The sequence below is a fragment of the Streptomyces kronopolitis genome, assembly GCF_014646275.1.
In the GTDB taxonomy this organism is placed as follows: domain Bacteria; phylum Actinomycetota; class Actinomycetes; order Streptomycetales; family Streptomycetaceae; genus Streptomyces; species Streptomyces kronopolitis.
On the sequence record NZ_BMND01000002.1, the window covers coordinates 117,435 to 136,960 of the forward strand.

The 19,526-nt window shown below is 77.7% G+C and carries 9 protein-coding genes; all 9 read left to right on the top strand.

What is annotated here, in order from left to right; all coding sequences use genetic code 11:
- The first annotated feature begins 6 nt into the window (after window positions 1–6).
- The 9 genes from IEY78_RS02385 (at window position 7) to IEY78_RS02425 (ending at window position 19,452) form a co-directional block, all read left to right on the top strand.
- Window positions 7–945 (top strand): 3-hydroxyacyl-CoA dehydrogenase NAD-binding domain-containing protein, encoded by a 939-nt coding sequence (locus IEY78_RS02385; RefSeq protein WP_189095831.1) that lies wholly within the window; start codon window positions 7–9, stop codon window positions 943–945.
- A gap of 426 nt (window positions 946–1,371) precedes the next feature.
- Window positions 1,372–8,400 carry a type I polyketide synthase gene (locus IEY78_RS02390; RefSeq protein WP_189095832.1) on the top strand — a complete coding sequence of 2,343 codons (7,029 nt, stop codon included), beginning with the start codon at window positions 1,372–1,374 and terminating at the stop codon, window positions 8,398–8,400.
- Window positions 8,401–8,467: 67 nt separating this feature from the next.
- A complete protein-coding gene (locus tag IEY78_RS34775; protein ID WP_189095833.1) occupies window positions 8,468–13,054 on the top strand; it encodes a type I polyketide synthase in 4,587 nt (1,528 codons plus the stop codon).
- The gene (locus IEY78_RS02400) at window positions 13,044–13,358 is read left to right on the top strand and encodes a phosphopantetheine-binding protein (protein ID WP_189095834.1); all 315 of its coding nucleotides are present in this window, start codon (window positions 13,044–13,046) and stop codon (window positions 13,356–13,358) included. Before IEY78_RS34775 ends, IEY78_RS02400 begins: the two co-directional genes overlap by 11 nt.
- A 7-nt stretch (window positions 13,359–13,365) precedes the next feature.
- A complete protein-coding gene (locus IEY78_RS02405) occupies window positions 13,366–14,157 on the top strand; it encodes an alpha/beta fold hydrolase (RefSeq protein WP_189095835.1) in 792 nt (263 codons plus the stop codon).
- 2 nt (window positions 14,158–14,159) lie between these two features.
- Complete coding sequence (locus IEY78_RS02410; protein WP_189096172.1) at window positions 14,160–15,416, top strand: glycosyltransferase; 1,257 nt, start codon at window positions 14,160–14,162, stop codon at window positions 15,414–15,416.
- Window positions 15,417–15,421: 5 nt separating this feature from the next.
- Window positions 15,422–17,287 carry a class I SAM-dependent methyltransferase gene (locus tag IEY78_RS02415; protein ID WP_189095836.1) on the top strand — a complete coding sequence of 622 codons (1,866 nt, stop codon included), beginning with the start codon at window positions 15,422–15,424 and terminating at the stop codon, window positions 17,285–17,287.
- Window positions 17,284–18,237, top strand: a complete 954-nt coding sequence (locus IEY78_RS02420) for a galactokinase (protein ID WP_229699657.1) — start codon at window positions 17,284–17,286, stop codon at window positions 18,235–18,237. Before IEY78_RS02415 ends, IEY78_RS02420 begins: the two co-directional genes overlap by 4 nt.
- Window positions 18,238–18,276: 39 nt before the next feature.
- The gene (locus IEY78_RS02425) at window positions 18,277–19,452 is read left to right on the top strand and encodes an alkaline phosphatase family protein (RefSeq protein ID WP_189095837.1); all 1,176 of its coding nucleotides are present in this window, start codon (window positions 18,277–18,279) and stop codon (window positions 19,450–19,452) included.
- Window positions 19,453–19,526 lie beyond the last annotated feature (74 nt).

Below are 19,526 nucleotides of genomic sequence, written 5' to 3' on the forward strand. Positions count from 1 at the left end.
CCTGCCATGAGCACGCCCTACTCCACCGTGGCGGTGGTCGGCGCCGGCACCATCGGACTCTCGTGGACCGCCCTGTTCGCCGGGCACGGACTGCGGGTGCACGTCACCGACCCGCGCCCCGATCTCGCCGAGGCCGTCGCCTCGGCACTGGCGGACGCCGCCCCGCAGCTCGCCCGGCAGGGCCTGGACACCGAAGGCCTCGCCGACCGGGTCCACCTCGCCGACGGCGTCCCCGAGGCCGTGCGCGACGCCGATGTGGTGCAGGAGAGCGGCCCGGAGGACACCGGGTTCAAGCGCGCGCTCTTCACCACCCTGATCCGCGAAGCGCCCTCCCACGCCCTCCTGTTGAGCTCCTCCTCCGCCATCCCCGCCAGCGACTTCACCGACGGCCTCGACGACGCCGCACGGATCCTGGTCGGCCACCCGTTCAACCCGCCGCACCTCGTCCCGCTGGTGGAGGTGGTGCCCGGCCGGCGCACCGGCGCCGACGCCGTCAGCCGGGCGGTGGACTTCTACCGCTCGGTCGGCCGGGTCCCGGTGGTGGAGCGCAAGGAGATCCCCGGCTTCGTCGGCAACCGCCTGCAGAACGCGCTGAGCCGCGAGGCGATCCACCTGGTCGAGCAGGGCGTGGTCAGCCCGTCGGAACTCGACGCGATCATGGTGAACTCGCTCGGTCTGCGCTGGTCGGTGGTGGGGCCCTTCCTCGGCGCCCACCTGGGCGGCGGCCCCGGTGGCTACCGGCACATGGCCGAGCACATCGGCCCGTCGATGCGGGAGATGTGGGACTCCCTCGGCCGCCCGGAGGGAGGCCCCGAGCAGACCGAACGGCTCATCGGGGCCGTCGAGGACGCCTACGGCTCGCGCTCCTACCGCGACCTCGGCCGGGAGCGGGACCGCAAGCAGCTCGCCGTCCTCGCCGCCCTCCGGGAGACCTCGGCGCCCTGACCGCCGGGGGAGCGAGGGGAAGCGGTTATCGGCCACCCCTGGGGCCGGTGGGCGATAACGGGCCGGTGGGGATCGCGGGGCCCGGGGGCGCCGGTGTGACGGCGTGTGGGCAGCGGCCTTGTGCCGCACCGCAGTGGGGAAGCGGCGGGCCGGGCGGGGAGCGGCCCTGCTCGACGGGGCGGTGCACCGGGTCCGGTGCGGCCGGACGCCCGGCGCGGCGGTGCACCTCGGAGCGCGGAAGGCGGCCGCCACGGCGGGCCGACCGGGCGCCCCGGTGACCTTGGCGGAATCAACTACCGCCTGGCGCAGATGCGTTGACAGTGCAGGGGGGTGGCCCCACGATGCAACGCGGCAAGCGGGCTACCACTCGGTAGCGCAGGTGGCAGTGGTCAGCGTGTACGCCCCCCTCCGGCAGAAGGAGCGCCCGTGGTCCCCCCGCCCCCGTTCCCCGGCACCCCCCGCCCCCGATCGTCCGCCCCCGCCGGACCTCCGCCCGAGGTCTGCGCACGGGATCTCGTCGTCGTGCTCTCGCCCTTCGAGGAGCCCGGCGAACGGATCGTCGTGGCGGCCGCCCGCGCGGGCGCGCTCGGCCTGCTGGACCTCGGCCGGGACGCCGACGCGGCGCGCACGGCGCTGGCCCGCACCGGACCGCTGCCCCACGGCGTGCGCATCCCGGTGGGCTGCCCCTGCACCCCCGGCGATCTGCCCGACACCGTCGACACCGTGCTGCTCGCCGATCCGCGGGCCTACGCCGCCCCCGCCCCGCGCGGCGGCCGGCCCGCCGAGGCCGCGGTACCCGGCCCGCGGGAGTGGGCCGACGGCGGACGCCGCCGGGTATGGGCCGAGGTCACCACCCCCGAGGAAGCCGCCGCGGCATGCGCCGCCGGCGTCACCGCGCTGGTCGCCCGCGGCCACGAGTCGGGCGGCCGGGTGGGCGAACTCACCACCTGTGTGCTGCTCCAGCGGATCCTGGCCGACCCGTCCGTGACCGTCCCCGTCGTCGCCGCCGGCGGCATCGGTGTGCACAGCGCCGCCGCGGCCGTCGCCGGCGGGGCCGCCGGGGTGCTGCTCGACTCCCAGCTCGCGCTCACCACCGAGGGCGCGGACCGGCTGCCCCGGGCGGTGGCCGCCGCGCTCCGCGCCATGGACGGCAGCGAGACCACGCTCCTGGCCGGCCACCGGGTCCTGCGGCGGCCCGACTTCGCCCCGCCCGGCGCCGACCCGGCCGATCGCGCGGGCGGCGCGCCCGATGCCGTCCAGGACATGGAACCCGCCCGCCTCACCGGTCTCCTCGGCACCCGTGATCTGTCCGTCCAGCTGCTCCCCGTCGGCCAGGACGGCGCGTTCGCCGCCCGGCTCGCCGCGCGCCACCACACCACCGCCGGCATCGTGCAGGCCGTCCGCGCCGCCCTCACCGACCACCTCACCGCGGCCGCCCGCACCCGCCCGCTGGACCGCCGCCCCGGCGCCCGCCATCTCCCCGTCGCCCAGGGGCCGATGACCCGGGTCAGCGACGGGGCCGCCTTCGCCGCCGCCGTGGCCGCCGAGGGCGGGCTGCCCTTTCTCGCCCTGGCCGTCATGGACGGCGACCAGGTGCGCCGGCTGCTGGCCGAGACCGCCGAGCGGCTGGGCGAGCGGCCCTGGGGCGTCGGCCTGCTCGGCTTCGCCCCGCCCGCGCTGCGCACCGAACAGCTCGCCGCGGTGGCCGAGTTCGCCCCCGAGTACGCGCTGATCGCCGGCGGCCGGCCCGCCCAGGCCGCGCCCCTCGAAGCGGCCGGCACCCGCACCTATCTGCACGTCCCGGCGCCCGGCCTGCTGACCCGCTACCTCGCCGAGGGCGCCCGCCGATTCGTCTTCGAAGGGCAGGAGTGCGGGGGCCACATCGGCCCCCGGGCCAGCTTCCCGCTGTGGGACGAGCAGATCGAGCGGCTGTTGGAGCACGCCCGGGCGCACGGCGGCAGCGCGGAGGAACTGGACGTGCTCTTCGCGGGCGGCATCCACGACGCCCGCTCGGCGGCCATGGCCATGGCGGCGGCCGCCCCGCTCGCCGCACGCGGCGCCACCCTCGGGGTCCTGATGGGCACCGCCTACCTCTTCACCCAGGAGGCCGTGGCCACCGGCGCCGTCGTCCCCGGCTTCCAGCAGACCGCCCTGGCCTGCGACCGGACCGTCCTGCTGCGCACCGCGCCGGGCCACGCCACCCGCTGCGCCGACACCGCCTACGCCGGCGAATTCGCGGCGGCCGCCCGCCGGCTGGCCGCGGACGGCACCGACCCGCGGGCCCGCTGGGAGGAGCTGGAGCGGCGCAACCTCGGCCGGCTGCGGCTGGCGAGCAAGGGCCTGCGGCACACCGACGGCGGGCGCCCGGCGGCGGTGGCGGAGCCGGAACAGCGCCGGGAGGGCCTGTACATGCTGGGCCAGGCCGCCACCACCCGCAGCGCCACCACCACCGTCGCCGCGCTGCACACCGATGTGACCGACGGCGCCACCGCCCTGCTCGCCGCGCGCGCCCGGCGGTTCCGGCCGCCCGCCGCGGCACCGGGCCCCGAGGCGGCGCCGCTGGACATCGCCATCGTCGGCATGGCCTGCTGCTTCCCGGGCGCCGCCGACACCGCCCGCTACTGGTCCAACGTCGTCCACGGCGTCGACTCCGTCACCGAGGTGCCCGCCGGGCGCTGGGACGCCGCCACCTACCACGACCCGGACCCCGCGCGGGCGGGCGAGCGCACCCCCTCGCGCTGGGGCGGCTTCCTGCCCCCGATCCCCTTCGACGCCCTCGCGCACGGCATCCCCCCGGCCTCCCTCACCGCCGTCGAACCGGTGCAGCTGCTCGCCCTCGACGCCGCGGCCAAGGCCCTGGCGGACGCCGGATACGCCGAGCGGGACTTCGACCGCGCCCGCACCGCCGTCGTCTTCGGCGCCGAGGCGGGCACCGAACTCGCCGGCGCCTACGGGCTGCGCGCGCTGCACCCCGGCTACCTCGGCGCACTGCCGCCCGCCCTCGACGCCGAACTGCCGCGCCTGACCGAGGACTCCTTCCCCGGCGTGCTCGCCAACGTCATCGCCGGCCGGATCGCCGGCCGACTCGACCTGGGCGGCGCCAACTGCACCGTGGACGCCGCGTGCGCCTCCTCGCTCGCCGCGCTCGACCTGGCCTGCCGGCAACTGCGCGACCACGACGCCGACATGGTCCTGTGCGGTGGCGCCGATGTGCACAACGGCATCAACGACTACCTGATGTTCGCCTCCGTCCGTGCCCTGTCGCCCACCGGCCGCTGCCGCCCCTTCGACGCCGCGGCCGACGGGATCGCGCTCGGCGAGGGCGTCGGCGCGCTGGTGCTGCGGCGCCTCGCGGACGCCGAGCGGGACGGCGACCGGATCTACGCCGTCGTCAAGGCGGTCGGCACCTCCAGCGACGGGCGCTCCCTCGGCCTCACCGCCCCCCGGCCCGAGGGGCAGCGGCGCGCCCTGGAACGTGCCTACCGGCGCGCCGGGATCAGCCCCGCGCAGGTGGGCCTGCTCGAAGCCCACGGCACCGGGACCGTCGTCGGCGACACCACCGAACTCGGCGTCCTCACCGAGGTGTTCGACGAGGCGGGCGCGGAGCCCGGCAGCTGCGCGCTGGGTTCGGTCAAATCGCAGATCGGGCACACCAAATGCGCGGCCGGCCTGGCCGGACTCATCAAGGCCGCCCGCGCCGTGCACACCGGCGTGCGGCCGCCGACCCTGCATCTGACCCGCCCGGCCGCGGACGACGCCGCGGCCGCCGGCCCCTTCCGCTTCGACACCCGCGGCGCCCGCCCCTGGCCCGTCCCCGCCGAGCGGCGCATCGCCGCCGTGAGCGCCTTCGGCTTCGGCGGCACCAACTACCACGCCGTGCTGGCCGGTTACGCGGGGGCGCCGGAGCCCGCCCACGCCCTGGAGGAGTGGCCCGCCGAACTCTTCTGCTTCCGCGGGGCCGACCGCGCCGCCGCCGTACGGGCCGTGGAGCGCCTCGCCGCGCGGCTGGCCGCCAACGACGCCGCCGGGCGGCCGTGGCCGCTGCGCGACCTGGCCGCCGAGACCGCCGCGGCGCCGGGGCCGGTGCAGCTCTGCGTGATCGCCGAGGACCTCGACGACCTCGCCGGAAAGCTGGCGGCGGCCCGCGCGTGCACCGCCGCCGACGGGGTCCACCCGCGCCCCCGCGACGCCGACCCCGGTCAGGTCGCGTTCCTCTTCCCCGGCCAGGGCAGCCAGCGCACCGGCATGCTGGCCGAGCTGTTCACCGCCTTCCCCGCGCTGCGCGCCCTCCTGGACGGTGCCGACCCGCAGTGGACCGCGGCCATGTTCCCGCCCGCCGCCTTCACCCTCGAGCAGCGGACCGCGCAGCAGGCGGCCCTCACCGACACCCGCGTCGCCCAGCCGGCCCTCGGCCTCGCCTCCGCCGCCGCGTTCCGGCTGCTCACCGCCCTCGGGGTGCGCCCCGACTGCACGGCCGGGCACTCCTACGGCGAGCTGACCGCCCTGTGGGCGGCCGGCGCCTTCGACACCGAGGCGCTGCTGCGGCTCAGTGCCCGCCGCGCCGAGGCGATCCTCACGGCCGCCGGGGACGACCCCGGGGCGATGGCCGCCGTGGTGGCCACACCGGACCGGGTGGCTGCGCTGACCGGCGTAACCGGCGCCACCGATGCCACCGGTGTCGTCGTCGCCAACCACAACGCCCCCGCCCAGAGCGTGATCTCGGGCCCCACGGACGCCGTGGACAGCGCCGTGGCGGCCCTGCGCGCGGCGGGGGTCGACGCCCGGCGGCTGCCGGTCGCCTGCGCCTTCCACAGTCCGCAGCTCGCCACCGCCCGCGAGACCCTCGCGGCCGCACTGGACGCCACCGAGGTCCGCGCGCCCGCCGTCCCCGTCTGGTCCGGCGCCACCGCCCGCCGCTACGACCGCACCCCGGCCGCGCTGCGCGGCACCCTGGCGGACCAGGTCGCCGCGCCGGTGCGCTTCGTGGACCAGATCGAGGACATGTACGCCGCCGGGGTGCGCACCTTCGTGGAGGCCGGTCCCGGGCGGGTCCTGACGGGGCTCGTCGGACAGATCCTGGGCGACCGCCCGCACACCGCCGTGCCGTTGGACGTACCGGGCGAGTCCGCGCTGGCCCGGCTGCCGCACGTCCTGGCCCGGCTCGCCGCTGCCGGGGTCCCCTTCGACCCGGAGGCCCTGTTCCACGGGCGTACCCGGATCCTGCCCGAGGCCGCGCCGCGCCGCCCGGGATGGCTGGTGGACGGGCATCTGGTCCGCACCGCCGACGGCGCCTGCCTGCCGGGCGGGCTGCGCCCGGCACGGCGGGTCGACACCGCGCAGGCCGGTCCGTCCGCGGCGCACGCGCCGGACGCGGCGGCCGGCGGCCCCGCCCCGCAGGACGCGGTGCTGGAGTACCTGCGGACCACCCGGGAGCTGGTCGCCGCCCAACGGGATGTCGTACTGCGGTACTTGGGGGAGGGCGCGGGGGCAGCATCGGCGGACGGGGTCCTTGCGCCGTACCCCGCACCGGCCCGTGAGGACTCCCGCGCCGAGGCCCCCGCCGTACCCGTGGCGGCGCCCGCCGTCCCCGCGCCCTCGCCCGCCGGGCCCGAGTGGCTGAGCCCCGAGCAACTCCTCGACACCGTACGGGAGATCATCCACACCCGGACCGGCTACCCGCGCGAGATGCTGGACGCCGGGCTCGACCTGGAGGCCGACCTCTCGGTGGACTCCATCAAGCGGGTGGAGATCATTGGTGCGCTGGCCGACCGGATCGGACTCCCGCAGGACGCCGACGGGGCCACCGAGTCGGCGGTGGAGCAACTCGCCCGGGTCAAGACCATCAGCGGCATCGTCGACTGGATCGCGGCCGCCCGCCCCGAGCCCGCACCGGCCCCCTCCGCACCGGCCCCCGCTCCCGCCGCCCCCGCACCGCTGACCCCCGGCCCGGCCGGACCGGACGAACCCGGCGGCGGCCCGGGCCCGTTGCCCCCGACCCGCTCCCTCGTCCGGGCCGTCCCCCTCGGCCCGCCCGCCGGCCGCCCGCCCGCCGAGGTCGTGGCCGGGCTCGACTTCGCCGTGGTCGAGGACGGCCAAGGGGTGGCGGTGGCGCTCACCGCCCTCCTGGAGAGCCACGGCGCACGGGTGCGCACCGTCCCCGCCGAGCGGCTGGCCGCGCTCATCGCCGACGGGGTGGACGGGGTCGTGGACCTCAGCGCGCTGCGGGCGGGCCGCGGGGCCGTGCTGCCCGGCCGGTTCGCCGCCCTGCGCGGCGCGCTGACCGGCGGCTGTGGCCGGCTGCTGCTGGCCACCGCGGCCGGCGGCACCTTCGGCCTGGACGCCGCCGGGGACCTCCCCGACCCGCTGCCCGGCGCCGGGCTGCGCGGCTTCGCCCGCACCGCCGCCCTCGAATACCCCGACACCCTGATCCGCGCCGTGGACCTCGACCCCAAGGACCGCCCCGAACGGATCGCCGCCCACCTCCTCGCCGAACTGTGCGCCCCCGGCGAGCCGGCCGTCGTCGGCCACGCCCGGGGCACGCGCACCACCCTGCGCACGGTGGCCGCACCGCTGCCCCGCGACCGCGCCGCCACCGGCCGGCCGCCGCTCGGCCCCGGCTCGGTGGTGCTGCTGACCGGCGGCGCCCGCGGGATCACCGCCCGTACGGCCCTCGCCCTGGCCCGCGCGCACGGCTGCCACATCGAACTCCTGGGCCGCACCCCCCTGGAGGCCACCCCCGAGGACCCCGCGCTCGCGCACGCCCACGACCGGATCGCGCTGCGCGCCGCGCTGATCGCCCAGGGCCTGCGCCGGCCCGCCGAGATCGAGGCAGCGGCCGGCCGGGTGCTGGCCCGCCGCGAGATCGCCGCCACCCTCGCCGCGCTGGAGCCGCTCGCCGCCTCCGTGCGCTACCACGCCGCCGATGTCACCGACGAGGGCGCCGTACGCGCCGTGGTGGACGACATCCGGGCCCGGCACGGCCGTCTCGACGGGATCGTGCACGGCGCCGGCACCCTGGAGGACAAGCTGCTGCGGGACAAGGATCCGGCGTCCTTCGCCCGGGTCTTCGCCACCAAGGTGGACGGTGCCCGGCACCTGCTGTCGGCGGCCGGCGACGACACCGGGTTCCTGGTCCTCTTCGGCAGCGTCGCCGGGGTCTTCGGCAACCGCGGCCAGGCCGACTACGCCGCCGCCAACGACGCCCTGGACACCCTCGCCGGAGCCTGGTCGGCCCGGGCGCCCGGCCGCGTCCTCGCCGTCGACTGGGGCCCCTGGGCCGCGACCGGCGGCGGCATGGTCACCGAGGAACTGGAACGCGCCTACGCCCGCCGCGGCATCGCGCTCCTGGACCCCGACGCCGCGGCCGCCGCCCTCCTGGACGAACTGGCCCGGGGCACCGCGGCCCAGGTCGTGCTGGCGGCGCAGGCCGACGGCGGGGCGGCGGACGATGAGTGAGGCGGCGGCACGGCCCGGTGGGGCAGGGCCTGCCGGGCCCCGGCCCGCGGATGCCGCGATCGTCGGCATGGGGGCGCTCTTCCCGGGCGCCGGCGACCTCGCCGCCTACTGGCGCAACCTGGTGGCCGGCACCGACTGCCTCACCGAGGTGCCGCCCGGCCGCTGGGACCCGGACGTCTACTACGACCCCCGGGGCGCCGAGGGCCCCGTCCGCAGCGACCGCTTCTACTGCCGGCGCGGCGGCTTCCTCGACGAGCACGCGTTCGTCGACCCCACCCGCTTCGGCATCATGCCCGCCGCCGTCCCGGGAGCCGAGCCCGACCAACTGCTCGCCCTGCGGGTCATCGCCGACGCCATCGCCGACGCGGGCGGCCAGGAGCGGCTGCCCGCCGACCGCTCGCGGATCGGCGTCATCCTGGGCCGCGGCGGCTACATGGGGGTCGCCACCGCCCGCCTCGACCAGCGCGTCCGCACCGCCCACCAGCTCGCCGCCACGCTGCGCGAACTCGCCCCGGAACTGGGCGAGGAGAAGATCTCGGCCGTCCGGGAGGCCTTTCAGGCGGGCCTCGGCCCCGAGGCGCCCGAGGCCTCCATCGGCCTGGTTCCCAGCTTCACCGCAGCCCGCACCGCCAACCGGCTGGACTTCCGCGGCCCCGCCTACACCCTCGACGCGGCCTGCGCCTCCTCCCTGCTGGCCGTGGGCCAGGCCGTCGACCTGCTGGCGGCCGGCCGCTGCGACCTCGTGGTCGCCGGCGCCGTGCACCACTGTCATATCGCCACCCTGTGGAGCGTCTTCACCCAGCTGCGCGCGCTCAGCCCCAGCCAGCACATCCGCCCCTTCGACCGCCGGGCCGACGGGACCCTGCTCTCCGAGGGCACCGGCGTCGTGCTCCTCAAGCGGCTGGCCGACGCCGAGCGCGACGGGGACCGGATCTACGCGGTGATCCGCGGGGTGGGCGTGGCCGGGGACGGGCGCAGCTCCAGCCTGATGAGCCCGCAGGTCGAGGGCCAGGTGCAGGCGCTCCAACAGGCGTGGCACGGCGCGGGCCTCGACCCGCTGGCCCCCGGCGCGCTCGGGCTGCTGGAGGCGCACGGCACCGGTACCCCGGTGGGCGACCGCACCGAACTCGCCACCCTGGCAAGGGTGTTCGGCGCTCCCGGGGCGGGCCGGGCGCCGGTCGGCCTGGGCTCGGTGAAGTCGACCCTCGGCCACACCATGCAGGCCGCCGGCATCGCCGGCCTGATCAAGGCCGCCCTCGCCGTCCACCACCGCACCCTGCCGCCGACACCGCACCTCGACGAGCCGCACGAGGACCTGGCGCGCACCCGGATGCGCCCGGTCGCCGCGGCCGAACCCTGGGACGCCGGACGGCAGCCGCTGCGGGCGGGCGTCAACGCCTTCGGCTTCGGCGGGATCAATGCGCACGCCGTATTGGAGGAGGCACCGGGACGGCTCCGCCCCGACGCACCGCCCGTACGCCGCGGCTCCCCGCTGCGGACCACGGAACCCGAGCGCACCTTCTGGCTCACCGCGGACACCCCCGCCGAACTCGCCGAGGAACTGCGCAAGGCGGGGGACCGGGGCGCGGACACCGGCGTGCCCGCCCACCACCGCCCCTGCCGGCTCGCCCTGCCCGACCCCACCCCGCAGCGCCGCGCCCTGGCCGCCAAGATCGTGGCGCGCGCACTGCCATGGCGCGGCCGCGGCGAGGTGTGGTTCACCCCGGCGCCGTTCTTCGGGCCGTACGCCCCGGAGCCGGGAGCGCGGCTCGCGTTCCTCTTCCCGGGGCTGGAGGCGGAGCTGCCGCCCCCGGTGGACGACATCGCCGACCTGCTGGACCTGCCCCGCCCCCACGTCACCGGCGGCGAGGGACTGGTCGAGCGGGCCGTCGACACCCTCACCACCGGGCGGCTGCTCGCCCGCGCGCTGCGCGAGTTGGGCATCGCCCCCGACCTGCTGGCCGGCCACAGCCTCGGCGAATGGACCGCGATGGTGGTCGCCGGCATGTACCCGCCGCACGCCGTCGACGCCTTCCTCGGCTCGCTGCGGCCCACCTCCCTCGCCGTGCCGGACCTGGTCTACGCGGCCCTGGGCTGCGGCGCCGCACAGGCCGCCGAGGCGCTGACCGGACTCGACCGGGTCGCGGTCAGCCATGACAACTGCCCGCACCAGTCGGTGATCTGCGGGGACTCCGGGCAACTGGCCGAGGCCGCCCGCCGCCTGGCCGCGCAGGGCGTCCGGGCCCAGGAGATGCCCTTCCGCTCCGGCTTCCACACGCCGATGTGGGCGCCCTACCTCGACCAGGTGGGCGCCGCCTTCGACGCCCTGCCGCAACGCGACCCGCAGCTGCCCGTGTGGTCGGCCACCAGCGTCGCGGCCTTTCCCGAAGAGCCCTCCGCGGTACGCCGGCTGGTGCTGCGCCACCTGCTGGAGCCGGTCCGCTTCCAGGAGCTGACCCGGCGGCTGTACGAGACGGGGGTGCGCGCCTTCGTCCAGGTCGGCGCCGGCAGCCTCACCGGGTTCGTGGCCGACACCCTCCACGGGCAGGACCACCTCGCGGTGGCGGCGGCCGGCTCCCGCGACGGCGGAACGGCCCCGCTGCGCCGGCTGGCCGCCGCCCTGTGGGCCGAGGGGCTCAGCCCGCGCTGGGACCGGCTCGCGGGCCCCGCCGGCGCCGCCCCGCCCGCGGCGTCCGCCACCCGCCCGGAGCCCGCCATCGGCTCGGCGGCCTCCGGCCCGCAGGTCCGACTCGACCTCGGCTCACCGCTCGTCCGCCTGGACGCCACCGCGGGCCTGACGGGACTCCTCGCGCCCGCGGGCCCACCCCCACCCCCGAACCCACCCCCCGCCCCCTCCCCCGAAGGGGGAGGAGGGGGAGGGGGCGGGGGAGCGCTGCCGCCCCCCGGCCCGCCCGCCGCCGCACCCGTCCAACAGGCCCTGGACGCACTCCTCGCCGAGACCCGCGCCGCCACCCGCACCGTGGCGGCAGCGGCCGCCGCATCCGCCACCCAGGCCGCGTCCGCCACCCACGCCACGTCCGCCACCCACGCCACCCCCGCGCCGCCCGCCCACCCGGCCGCGCCGCCCGGCGCCCCCCGCCGCACCGTCCGCCACCTCTCCCTCGACACCCTCCCGTACGTCCGCGACCACTGCGTCTACCTCCAGCCCGACGACTGGCCCGAGCCCGCCGACCGCTTCCCCGTCGTGCCGATGACCACCCTGCTCGAACTGGCGGCCGAGGAGGCCCGGCTCCTCGCCCCCGGGCAGACCGTCACCGGCTACTCCGACGTACGGGCCCTGCGCTGGCTGCCCGTCGCCCCGCCCGTCGACCTGCCCGTCACCGCCACCCCCGCCGGCGACGGCCGGATACGGGTCGACCTCGGCGACTACGCCACCGTCACCGTCCACCTCGCGGCACACCACCCGGCCCCGCCGCCCCCCGACCCCTCGCCGCTGACCTCCGGCGGGCCCGCGCCGGTCAGCGCGGCCGCGCTCTACCGGGACCGCTGGATGTTCCACGGCCCGGAGTTCGCCGGCGTCCACGAGGTCGCCACGCTCGCCGCCGACGGCATCCGCGGCACGCTGCGCGCCCTGCCCGCACCCGGCGCCCTCCTGGACGCCGCGGGCCAACTCCTGGGCCACTGGATGCAGTGCAAGCTCTCCGGCGACCGGCTGGTCTTCCCCGCCACCCTGGAGCGGATACGGCTGCACGGGCCCCCGCCCCCCGCGGGCGCCCTGCTGGCGGCGACCGCCCGGATCCGCGCGGTACGGCCCGGTACGGTCCGCGGCGACGTCGAACTGTGCCGCGCCGACGGCACCGTCTGGGCGCGGCTGGAGGGCTGGACGTACCGGCGCTTCGGTGCCGACGAGCGGGTGTGGCCGATGAAGTTTACCCCGGAGGTGTGCGGCATCGGCGAGGCCCGGCCGGGCGGCTGGTGCCTGGCCCGGCGCCGCTGGTCGGACCCGGCCTCGCAGGAACTGGTCATGCGCCGCTATCTGGGCGCGGCCGAACGCGCACGCTACGAGGGCCGCGCGCCGCACACCCGCACGGCGTGGCTGCTGGGCCGGATCGCGGCCAAGGACGCGGTCCGCGAACTGCTGTGGGCGGAGGGCGCCGGTCCGGTCTTCCCGGCCGAGGTCGCCGTCGTCGACGACGACCACGGCCGCCCGCGCCCCGACGGCCCGCTCACCCGCGGCATCCACCTCTCGCTCGCCCACACGGACCGGCTCGCCGTCGCCCTCGCCCACCGGACCGGCCCCGTCGGGGTCGCCGTCGAGACCGTCTCCGAGGATCCGCGCGCCCTCGAACGGATCGCCCTCACCCCGGCCGAACGCCGCCTGGCGGACGGCCTCCACGCCCGCGACGCCGACGGCGGCCGGGCCCACTGGCCCACCGCGCTGTGGTGCGCGAAACAGGCCGCGGCGAAGGCGGCGGGCACCGGCCTCGGCGACCGCCCGCAGGCCTGGGCCGTGACGCCCGCGACGGGCGGCGCCCTGTGGGTGACCGCCCCGGACGGCCACCGCCACCTCGTCCACCTCGACTCCGTGCACGACCCGTCCGCACGCCATGTCGTCGCCTGGACCGGGCCGCGGCCCGCGGACCGTACCGGCGCCGGCACCCCCACATCCCCGGAGGTCATCCATGGCAGCTGAGCCCCTCACCGCGCGCACCCGGACGATCGTGGACGAGATCACCGACATGCTGGTGAGCGTCGTCGGCGAGGAACTCCTCGTCGTCGGCGAGATCGGCCCCGCCACCACCTTCAACGACGATCTGGCCCTGGAGAGCATCGAGTTCGTCGCCCTGGCCGAGCTGCTCCAGGAGCGCTACGGCTCCGCGGTGGACTTCCTCGGCTTCCTCGCCGAGAAGGACATCGACCAGATCCTGGCCATGTCGGTGGGTGAACTCGCCGTCCACGTCGACCGGGTCACCGCCGGCCGGGCCTGCGCGAGCTGAGCGCGCCATGGCCCACACCTCCGCAGGCGGGCTGCGCCTGCACACCCAGCGGCTGCCCGGACGCGGCGACGGCCCCACCGTGGTCTTCCTCCACGGACTGGTGATGGACAACCTGTCGAGCTTCTACTGCACCCTCGCCGGCCCCGTCTCCCGCGCCGGCCACCCGGTGCTCCTCTACGACCAGCGCGGACACGGCCGCAGCGAACGGCCCCCGGACGGCTACGACCGGGACACCGCGCTGGCCGACCTCACCGCCCTGCTCGCCGCCCTCGGACTCGACCGCCGCCCGGTCCACCTGGTCGGCAACAGCTACGGCGGCGTGCTCGCCCTGCACACCGCGCTCCGCCGCCCCGACCTGGTCGCCTCGCTGGTACTGATCGACGCCCAGCTGACCGGCGACTGGGTGGCGGACATGACCGACACCCTCTCCGTCGCGGCCCTGGGCCTGGAGGACAGCCGGCTGCCCGAACAGCTCGCCGCGCTCGGGCGCCGTAAGGAGGCCCGGCTGGCGGCCGGGGCCGACGCCCTGCTCAACCGCACCACCCTGATCGAGGACCTCGCCGCGGCCACCGCCTTCACCGCCCGCGACTTCGCCCGCCTGGAGTGCCCGGTCCTCGCCGTCTACGGCGCGCACTCCGAACTCCTGCCCGGCGCACGGGAGCTGGCGCGCACCGCACCGGACTGCGAGCTGTGCGTGCTGCCGGGGGTGGGGCACACCGTGCTCAACGAGGCCACCGAAGGGCTGTGCGCCGCGCTGCTCGCCCGGCTGGGCGCCCGGGCCGGGGCGGTGGCCGGATGAGAGTGCTCTTCGTGGTCCCGCCGCTGGCCGGGCACGTCAACCCCACCGTCGCCGTCGCCGCCGAACTCACCGCCCGCGGCCACCAGGTCGCCTGGACCGGACCCGCCGCCGCCCTGGAGCCGCTGCTCCCCGCGGGCGCCCTGCTGTACCCGGCGGGGGACCGGGGCGCGGCCGGGGGCCATGACGTCCTGCACGCGCGCTGGCGCGATCTGCGGGGCGTCGCCGCGCTGCGGTTCCTGTGGGCGGACGTCCTCATCCCGCTGGCCCGCGCCATGCTGCCCGGCGTGCACGGCGCCGTCGCCGCGTTCCGGCCCGATGTGCTGGTCGCCGACCAACAGGCCCTCGCGGGGGCCGTGGTGGCGCGCAGATACGGCCTGCCCTGGGCGACCTCGGCGACCACGTCCGCGGAGTTCACCCGGCCGTTCGCCGGGGTCCCCAAGGTGGGGGAGTGGGTGGCGCAGAGCATCGCGGCGCTGCTCGCCGACTGCGGCGCCCCCGCCGGCTGGGACCCGCGGTTCTCGCCCCACCTCGTCCTGGTCTTCTCCACCCCCGCCCTCATCGGCGCCGCCGGACCCGACCCGGCCGGCCCGGGCGCAGCGGAGGCGCCCGGATACCCGCCCCACTACGCCTTCGTCGGCCCCGCCTTCGGCGCCCGCCCGACGACCACCGGCTTTCCCTGGCACCGGCTGGATCCCGCCCGGCCGCGGGTGCTGGTCTCCCTGGGCACCCTCAACCGCGAGGCGGGCGCCCGCTTCTACCCCGCCGTGCTGCGCGCCGCGGACGCCCTCGCCGACCGGGCCCAGCTGATCCTCGCCGCCCCCGGCGACCTCGTCGGGGCCGTCCCGCCCCACCTGGTGCACCAGGAGTACGTCCCCCAGCTGCAATTACTGCCGCACTTGGACGCGGTGCTGTGCCACGGCGGCCACAACACCGTGTGCGAGGCCCTCGCATACGGGCTGCCGCTGGTGGTGGCGCCGGTCCGCGACGACCAGCCGATCGTCGCCCGCCAGGTCGCCGAGGCCGGCGCGGGCGTCCGGGTGCGCTTCGGCCGGGCCCGCGCCGACGAACTCCACCGGGCCCTGGCCGCCGTCCTCGACGACCCGGCGCACCGCCGCGCGGCCCGCCGCATCCAGGCGTCCTTCGCCGCGGCGGGCGGCGCCCCCGCCGCCGCCGACCGCCTGGAGAAACTGCCGCACGGGCAGCGCCCGCAGCTGTCCCGCCGCGGCGCCGTCCGCACCGTGACCGAGAAGGGACCGTGAGCCAGATGACGCGAGCGCACCGTTCGGGACGACGCACGCGATGGGCGGCGGCCGCCGCCTGCACCGCCCTGGGCGCGGGCACCGTACGCGCCCGCCGCCGCCTCGCCGCGCTGCCCGCCCTCGACCCCGCACCCCAGGACTCCGGGCCGGACCCCGCGCCGCCGCTGGGCTGGCGGTTGCTCACCGCGCCCGGTGTCACGGCCGACCCGGCGACCCTGCACGCCGCGGTCGCCCACGCCGTGCGCGAAGGACTCCAGGTCCTGGACCTCATCCCGGCGCGGCTGGACGCCGAGAGCGCGCTCGGGCTGCTGCGGCTGCTCGACCCCGCGGCCCACCGCACCGACCGCTGCGCCCCGGGCCACGGCGCGGGCCGTGCGCTGCTGGTGACCGACGAGGTCCTCGGACGGGCCGGGCTCGCCGCCGGGGAGCCGCCGCGCTCGCCGGCCGACCTGCTCCGCCTCGTGCGCACCCTCAAGGAGTACGCCCCGGACGCCACCGGCTGGGCCCTCGCCCCCGGCCTGACGGCGCCGCCGCCCGGCCCCGGGGAGCACGCCGAGGAGCTGCGCGCCCGCGGTCTGCCGCCGGCCCTGCTGTCCGCCGCCCGGCTCGCCGGCCTCGCCCTGCTGGTCAAGTGCTGTGTCTCGGCGCCGCGTTGGGGCACCGCCGCGGCCGCCCTGTACTGGCTGCAGCCCGTCGCCGTACTCACCCCGGGCCGCGGGCTGCGCCCCGCCGGACTGGCCCGCGACACCGCCGCCCGCCCGCTGCGCTCCCTGACCACCGCCCTGCGCACCCTGGCGACGCCCGCCGCCGAACCGCCCGAACCCGTCGACGGGGCGGACCGCCGGGCGGCCTACACCGGCGAACTCGCCGCCGGCACCGAGCGGTTCCTCGAACCCCGCCGCACCGACTGCCCCTGGTGCTCAGCGCCGGACCTCACCGTGCGGGTCCGCATGCCCGACCTGCTCCAGGGCAAGCCCGGCCGCTTCACCCTGGAGGAGTGCCGCCGCTGCGGCCACGTCTTCCAGAACCCCCGCCTCACCCCGGAAGGGCTGGACTTCTACTACCGCGACTTCTACGAGGGCCTCGGCGGCGAGGGCGCAGCCCTGGTCCTGGGCCGGATGAGCGGCACCTACCGCGACCGCGCCGCCCTGCTGCGGCCCTTCACCACCCCCCGGGCCTGGCTCGACGTCGGCACCGCCGCCGGCCACTTCTGCAACGCCGCGCGCACCGTGTGGCCCGACACCCGCTTCGACGGCCTGGACATGGGCGAGGGGGTCCACGAGGCCGCCCGCCGCGGCTGGATCACCACCGCCTACCAGGGCCAGTTCCCCGACCTGGCCGACCGGCTCGCCGGCCGCTACGACACGGTGAGCATGCACCACTACCTCGAACACACCAGGGACCCCTTCGCCGAACTCGACGCCGCCGTCAAGGTCCTGGCCCCCGGCGGCCACCTCCTGATCGAGCTGCCCGACCCCGAGTCCCGTACGGGCCGGCTGCTCGGCCCCTACTGGCTGCCCTGGTTCCAGCCCCAGCACCAGCACCTGATGCCCGTCGGCAACCTCAAACAGGCCCTGGCCGCCCGGGGCTTCACCGTCCTCGCCGAGCAGCACGGCGCCGCCCACCAGGGCAACGGCGACTTCCTCGCGGCCGTCGCCCTGCTCGCGAACCGGCTCGCCCCCGACCCGCGGGCCCCCTGGGCCACCGTCCCCGACACCCCCGCCCGCCGCGCCGCCCGCCGCACCGTCCAGGCCGCGGTGGTGCCCTGCTACGCCGCCGCCTTCGCGCTGGACGCCCTGGGCACCGTGGCGGCCCGGGCCACCGACGGCGGCAACGCCTACCGGCTGCTGGCCCGCAAAGCACTGGGGTGAGGGCGGTGGACCTGGCCCGGCGGGTGACCGCCGACCCGCTGCTGAGGCTGCTCGCCCACGGCTTCGCGACGACCTACGGGCGGCCGCCCGGCGCGGTGTGGCGGGCCCCGTACGCCTTCCGGCTCGCCGCCTCCGCCGTCGACCCCGGTCCGCCACCGGCCGCGGCGGCCCCGCGGACCGACTGGGTCGCGGCGGCCAACTGGTACGTCGCCGCGGCCGTCTCCCCGCGCGCCGACGGACTGCTCCGCTGCGGCTCGCTCAACCACCCGGCCGAGTCCGCCGAACTCCCCCTGACCGGACCGGCCGCCCCCGCCCCCGGCTGGGCGGCCCGCCCCTACGCCGTGCTGCGGGCGCTGGCCGCCGCCGGCTTCGGCCGGGGCGGCGCCGACCTGCACGTGAACGCTACCCTGCCCGACGCCGTGGGGCTGCCCGTCGCCGAACCGCTGGAGTGCGCGGTCGCCCTCGCCCTCGCCGACGTCCACGCCGCCCGGGGCGCCCGCCCGCTGTCCCGCGCCGAACTGGCGGACCTCCTCGGCGCCGCCGTACCGGGCGACCACGGGCTGCGCCGCGCGGCGCTCTTCGGCCGCGCCGGCCGGCTGCTGGCCGCCGACGGCAGCACCGACCGGCCGCTGCCGGCCCCCGACGACGGCCCCGCCCCCAGCCTGCTGCTCCTGACGGCCCGTACCGCGCCTGCCGGCGGCGATCTTGCGGACAACGGCGCCGGGGCGGCCACCGCCCTGGCCACCGCGGTCCGCGAAGCCCTCACGGCCGGGGCCCGGTCCGCCTCCTGGCCGGGCACCCGCCCGGGCCGCAGCGTCCTGCTGCTGATGCCCCCGGAGCGGCGCACCGCCGTCCGCACCGCCGTCATCGACGCCTTCCGCCGCTGCGACCTGCCCGTACCGCGTCTGCTGCGGATCCGCGTCACGTCCGCCGCCCGCCGCGAGGACTGACCCCACCCGCCCCGCTTCCCCCAGGAGGAGTGAGAGCTGATGAGACGCACACCGCGCCGCCGGCGCCGGGCGCTCGCGGCCGTGCTCGGCGCGCTGGGCCTGCTCGCGGTCGCCACCACGGCCACCACGGCCGTCGCCACCACCGCCGACGCCCGCCCCGTCCGGTCCGCGCTGCCGTCCTACGACCACGTCGTGATCGTCGTCTTCGAGAACAAGCAGTACGGCGAGATCATCGGCAACGGCGACGCGCCCTACCTCAACGAACTCGCCCGCACCGGCGCCGACCTGACCGGCATGAAGGCGCTGACCCACCCCAGCCAGCCGAACTACTTCAACCTCTTCTCCGGCGCCACCCAGGGCATCACCGACGACGGCTGCTACACCGCCCGGTCGATGACCGCGCCCAACCTCGCCCAGGAGCTGCTCGCCGCCGGCAAGACCTTCGCCAGCTACAACGAGGGCCTGCCCGCCCAGGGCTCCACCACCTGCTCCGACGGCCGCTACGTGCAGCGGCACAGCCCCTGGTTCGCCTTCCGCAACGTGCCGCCGGACACCGGCAAGACCTTCGCCCAGTTCCCCCGGGACGACTTCGCCGCGCTGCCGACCCTGTCGTTCGTCATCCCGGACATGTGCAACGACATGCACGACTGCGCCGTCGGCAGCGGAGACACCTGGCTGAAGGACAACCTCGCCGGCTACGCCCGGTGGGCCGAGGACCACAACAGCCTGCTGATGGTCACCTGGGACGAGGACAACTACTTCGGCTCCAACCGGATCGCGACCGTCTTCCACGGCGCCCACCTCACCCGCGGCAGCCTCAGCGGCGACTACAACCACTACAGCCTGCTGCGGACCTTCGAGGACATGTACGGCACCGGCCACGCGGGCAACGCGGCCACCGCCACCCCGGTCACCGGCGTCTTCGACACCGGAGGCACCGAACCGCCCGGCGGCGGCCTCACCCTGGCCGCCCCCGGCCCGCAGACCTGCCGCTTCCTCCAGGAGTGCACCGTCCACCTCACCGCCACCGGCGGCACGCCCCCGCTCACCTACCGCATCACCGGTCTGCCGCTGGGCCTGTCCGCCGACGCGGGCGGCGGCCGGATCGGCGGCCGCCCCTGGCAGACCGGCGGCTTCCCGGTCACGGCGACCGTCACCGACGCCCGGGGCGCCACCGCCACCGCCACCTTCCCGCTCACCGTCAACTGGTTCTGACCGGCGGCGGAAAAGGCCCGGGCCCGCCACCGCAGCGGTGACGGGCCCGGGCCGGATGCCGGCAGGCGGGGATG

Coding starts and splice junctions, on each gene's coding strand:
- IEY78_RS02385 (WP_189095831.1), top strand. CDS start 7: ATGAGCACGCCCTACTCCACCGTGGCGGTGGTCGGCGCCGGCACCATC.
- IEY78_RS34775 (WP_189095833.1), top strand. CDS start 8,468: ATGGGGGCGCTCTTCCCGGGCGCCGGCGACCTCGCCGCCTACTGGCGC.
- IEY78_RS02400 (WP_189095834.1), top strand. CDS start 13,044: ATGGCAGCTGAGCCCCTCACCGCGCGCACCCGGACGATCGTGGACGAG.
- IEY78_RS02405 (WP_189095835.1), top strand. CDS start 13,366: ATGGCCCACACCTCCGCAGGCGGGCTGCGCCTGCACACCCAGCGGCTG.
- IEY78_RS02415 (WP_189095836.1), top strand. CDS start 15,422: ATGACGCGAGCGCACCGTTCGGGACGACGCACGCGATGGGCGGCGGCC.
- IEY78_RS02425 (WP_189095837.1), top strand. CDS start 18,277: ATGAGACGCACACCGCGCCGCCGGCGCCGGGCGCTCGCGGCCGTGCTC.